The organism is Klebsiella sp. 4_1_44FAA (genome assembly GCF_000238715.1).
Classification (GTDB): domain Bacteria; phylum Pseudomonadota; class Gammaproteobacteria; order Enterobacterales; family Enterobacteriaceae; genus Klebsiella; species Klebsiella pneumoniae.
Genome location: NZ_JH414802.1, coordinates 83,208 through 87,564 on the forward strand (window position 1 = coordinate 83,208; position 4,357 = coordinate 87,564).

The following is a 4,357-nucleotide window of genomic DNA, read 5'->3' on the forward strand; positions in this document are numbered from 1 at the left end:
TGTCTCCGACTCAGTCCTTCCACTCGATCACCTGGTCCAGATGGCTGTCTTCCCAGGCGTCGACAATCAACACTCGCTTCTTCTCGCCCGCCGTCGCTAATGCCGCCGGAAGCTGGCCAGCGTTCAGGGTCAGACAGGGAAGACGGCTCTGCATGGCGATAATTTCGCTAATCTCCGCCCGGCTCACCGGCGTTTTCGGATCGCTGGCAAATTCGGTCTGATCGAGGGGCACGCCATGCACATAGCAGCGCCCGTCCCGGGTATGCCGCCCGGCTGCCGGATAAGCCGGGGCCACCACCGCCATCCGGCAGCCTTGCGCCGCCATCATTGCCTCCAGTTCGCCGCCGGGATTACCGCGCAGCGTGGAGTCGATCTTCTTTACCTGCCAGTGCGGGACGAATGTCGCCGCGCCGCGCAGCAGAGCGGCGACCTTGTCCGCCGCCGCGGCGGCGGTCATCGCCCTGCTGTCGCTGTTGAGAATTAATGCCCGGGCGGTTGATGGCTGTCCGGCGGTGAAGGCCACTTCCACCGACATACCCGCCTCCGCCAGGCTGACCCCGGCGTCATTGGCCCCGGTAAAGTCATCCGCCAGCACCAGCACTCTGTTATTGCCGTCGTTCATTGTCCTGCCTTGTAGTCGATAAAATCTTAAATTGATTATATTCAATCATATATGATTAAATGTGAGCAAGCTCAAGTTATTAAGTTGCCGTATAAATTATAACTTTTCCCCATCAGACGAGTAGCAAGATTTATGAATGATTGAATTCAATCAATTACTACCAAGGAGAAACGCGTGGCGACGATACACAGCACAATCATCAGCGGGGCTGGCGCCTCATCGGCCCTGCTCCCGCTGCTGACCGGTAAAACCTCAATCCTGCTGGTGACCGACAAGAACGTCGGGGCGCTGGAGGCAACCCAGGCGATTCATCGCCTGCTGGCGGCTGAAGGGCGTGAAGTTGAGGTCATTGACAGCGTGCCAGCGGAGCCCAACCATCACGATGTTACGCAGATCGTCAGCCAGCTGGGCGCCAGCCAGCCGCAGATGGTCGTTGGTATCGGCGGGGGGAGCGTACTGGATGTAGCAAAACTGCTGTCAGTACTTCTGCACCCTGAGGCGCCCTCGCTGACGTCCCTGCTGGCAGGCGAGCAGCCGCGACGACGAATTTGCTCATTGTTAATCCCGGCCACCGCGGGCACCGGATCCGAAGCGACGCCGAACGCCATTCTGGCGATCCCCGAGCAGCAGACGAAGGTGGGGATCATCTCCCCGGTGCTGCTTCCGGACTATGTCGCCCTGCTGCCGGAGCTGACCACCAGCATGCCGCCCAGCATCGCGGCGTCGACCGGAATCGATGCTCTGTGTCATCTGCTGGAGTGCTTTACCTCCACCGTCGCCAACCCGGTGAGCGATAACGCCGCGTTAATCGGTTTACACAAGCTGGTACGCCATATCGAGCGTTCGGTAAATCAGCCGCAGGATCTGACGGCGAAGCTGGAGATGCTCTGGGCCTCGTGGTACGGCGGCGCAGCGATCAACTATGCCGGCACTCACCTGGTGCATGCGCTCTCCTATCCGCTTGGCGGTACCTGGCACCTGCCGCACGGGGTGGCCAACGCCATTCTGCTGGCGCCCTGCATGCGGGTGGTCCGCCCTCACGCGGTGGCGAAGTTCGCTCAAGTCTGGGACCTGATCCCCGATGCAGATCGCACGCTCAGCGCGGAAGAGAAATCCCATGCGCTGGTCGCATGGCTGGCGGCGCTGGTCAAACGACTGCCGCTGCCGGACAACCTGGCCGCGCTAGGCGTGCCTCAGGAGAGTATTTCCGCCCTCAGCGCAGCGGCGCAAAACGTCAAACGCCTGATGAACAATGCCCCATGCAGCGTCAGCCGCGAAGAGATCGCGGCCATCTACCAAACGCTGTATCCAGAACATGCCTAACAGGAGAAAGTTAAATGAGGAAAGCTATTAGCGGCGTACTCACCGCCATTGTCACTCCCTTTACCGCCGAGGGAGCGCTTAACCTGCCGGCGCTACGCCAGCAGGTGCAGCGCCAGCTCGCCGCAGGCAACGGTATTTTCTGCGGCGGCACCAACGGCGAGTTTTTTGTCCTCAATGAGGAAGAGAAGATCGCCGTCGCCAGAACCTGCGTGGAAGAGGCGGCCGGTCGCGCGCCGGTGGTGGCCCATATTGGGGAGGTTTCCACCCGGGAGACGCGCCGGCTGGGCCAGCAGATCGCCCGCCTCGGAGTTGACGCGGTATCGGCCATTACCCCGTGGTTCGTGCCCTTGAAGCAGGAAGAGCTGATTAACCACTATACGGCGATCGCCGACGCGCTGAGCGTCCCGCTCTTTCTTTACAACATTCCCGCCCGCACCGGGAATACTATTGCCCCGGAGACCGCGCGCCAGCTGGCCCGCCACGAGAATATCGTCGGCATTAAGGATAGCGCCGGCAGCTACGACAGCCTGAAAGGCTTTCTCGACGCGGTGCGCGATATCGACGGTTTCGACGTTCTGAACGGGCCGGACTCGCTTATCCATCAGGGATTTGTCGACGGCTGCTCGGCCTGCATCTCGGGGCTTGCCAACGTCGCCCCCGCTGAAATTAACGCCATCTGGTCGCGCTTTCACGCCGGGGATATCGCCGGATCGCGCCAGGCCCAGGAGCAGGTAACGGGCCTGCGCACCGATCTGTATAAAGTGGCGTTCTCGCCTGCGGCGGTGAAGAAAGCCCTGCAGCTAATGGGTCACGAGGTGGGCGACAGCCGCTACGCGGTGCAGTTTAGTGACCACCAGCTGCAGCAGATTAAAAATATCATTAACACCTACCTTCACTAATTTACGTATCCGCCCCGGCCATCACTGGCTGGGGCAAGGTCTTGTATTTGCGACGCTCATTGTCGCCAGTAAACAGGAAACGGTTATGAAAGTAATTTGCACCTCGCCCTCATTCGCCAAATACGACGATGCGCCCATTTCGGCACTGAAAGAGGCCGATCTTGAACTGGTCATGTTGCCTGCCGATGCCTCTATAGAGATGCTGGCTCAGCATCTGCCTGATGCCATAGCGATGATTGTCGCCTTCACCGACATCAATGAATCGCTGCTGGCAAAGGCCCCGAGGTTAAAAATTGTCTGCAAACACGGCGTTGGTGTGGATAACATCGATCTTAACGCTACACGTCAGCGCAAAATTTTTGTCACTAACGTTCCTGATGCCAACAAGCATGCGGTGGCCGATTTTGCTTTTGGCTTAATTCTCAATACTGCCCGCCAGATTTATCAGGCAATCAGTGAAACGAAAGCAGGCAACTGGCCTCGTATTTTTGCCACTGATGTATATGGCAAAACCCTGGGGATCGTCGGTTTAGGCCATATCGGTAAGGAAGTGGCGCGACGTGCGCGCGGATTCAATATGCGAGTGCTCGCCACCGACGCCTGGCCAGACAGAGAATTTGCACAACAACACCAGATTGAATATGTCTCACTGGATACCCTGACGGCGCAAAGTGATTTTATTAGCCTGCATACCCCTTTAACCCCGGAAACTGAAAATATGTTTAATGCCGCCCGGCTACAGCAGATGAAATCAGGGGCATTCCTGATCAATGTTTCCAGAGGCGGTATTGTTGATGAACAAGCGTTGTATGAAGCACTAAAATCAGGACACCTCGCCGGAGCCGCAGCTGACGTTTTTCTCGAGGAACCTTGCGCGACGCACCCTTTATTTACCCTGGCGAATTTTGCGCCAACATCTCATATTGCTGGATATACGGATGGCGCAATTAGCAATATTAGCGCGCGCTGCGTCAACAATATTATTACCTGCGTCTGTCGTGGTGAACGACCTGAAAACATTATGAATTCGCTGTAAATAACGAGGTGGGAAGCATGCCATTCCCACCAATATAACGAACATCTACTTAGAGCCGAATATATGAACACGACAGCTAAGGAAGGTGCGAACAAGTTCCTGATATGAGATCATCATATTCATCCGGAGCGCATCCCAGAGGGACATCATGAGCCATCAACTCACCTTCGCCGATAGTGAATTCAGCACTAAGCGCCGTCAGACCCGAAAAGAGATTTTCCTCTCCCGCATGGAGCAGATTCTGCCATGGCAGAATATGACCGCTGTCATCGAGCCGTTTTATCCCAAGGCGGGCAATGGCCGACGGCCCTATCCGCTGGAGACCATGCTGCGTATTCACTGCATGCAGCATTGGTACAACCTGAGCGACGGTGCCATGGAAGATGCCCTGTACGAAATCGCCTCCATGCGCCTGTTTGCCCGATTATCCCTGGATAGCGCCCTGCCGGATCGCACCACCACTCATGAATTTCCGCC

4 protein-coding genes and 1 pseudogene are annotated in these 4,357 nt (G+C 57.2%); 4 read left to right on the forward strand and 1 reads right to left on the reverse strand.

Features of this window, described 5'->3' with window-relative positions:
* Positions 1-25 precede the first annotated feature (25 nt).
* Positions 26-622, reverse strand: a pseudogene (locus HMPREF1024_RS10030) (four-carbon acid sugar kinase family protein); the annotation flags it as partial.
* Between the two features lie 174 nt (positions 623-796).
* Between HMPREF1024_RS10030 and HMPREF1024_RS10025 the strand changes: the two are divergent.
* The 4 genes from HMPREF1024_RS10025 to HMPREF1024_RS10010 form a co-directional block, all read left to right on the forward strand.
* Positions 797-1,945: an iron-containing alcohol dehydrogenase gene (locus HMPREF1024_RS10025; RefSeq protein WP_009308912.1), complete on the forward strand. Its 1,149-nt coding sequence runs from the start codon at positions 797-799 to the stop codon at positions 1,943-1,945.
* 14 nt (positions 1,946-1,959) lie between these two features.
* Positions 1,960-2,844 carry a dihydrodipicolinate synthase family protein gene (locus tag HMPREF1024_RS10020; RefSeq protein WP_004179772.1) on the forward strand — a complete coding sequence of 295 codons (885 nt, stop codon included), beginning with the start codon at positions 1,960-1,962 and terminating at the stop codon, positions 2,842-2,844.
* 85 nt (positions 2,845-2,929) lie between these two features.
* Positions 2,930-3,880 carry a phosphoglycerate dehydrogenase gene (locus HMPREF1024_RS10015; protein ID WP_004179770.1) on the forward strand — a complete coding sequence of 317 codons (951 nt, stop codon included), beginning with the start codon at positions 2,930-2,932 and terminating at the stop codon, positions 3,878-3,880.
* Positions 3,881-4,028: 148 nt separating this feature from the next.
* On the forward strand, positions 4,029-4,357 hold a 329-nt coding region (locus HMPREF1024_RS10010), incomplete at its 3' end, for an IS5/IS1182 family transposase (RefSeq protein ID WP_009308913.1).

Bases quoted from the DNA above. Each gene is read 5' to 3' on its own strand.
- HMPREF1024_RS10020 (WP_004179772.1), top strand. From the start codon at position 1,960: ATGAGGAAAGCTATTAGCGGCGTACTCACCGCCATTGTCACTCCCTTT.
- HMPREF1024_RS10015 (WP_004179770.1), top strand. From the start codon at position 2,930: ATGAAAGTAATTTGCACCTCGCCCTCATTCGCCAAATACGACGATGCG.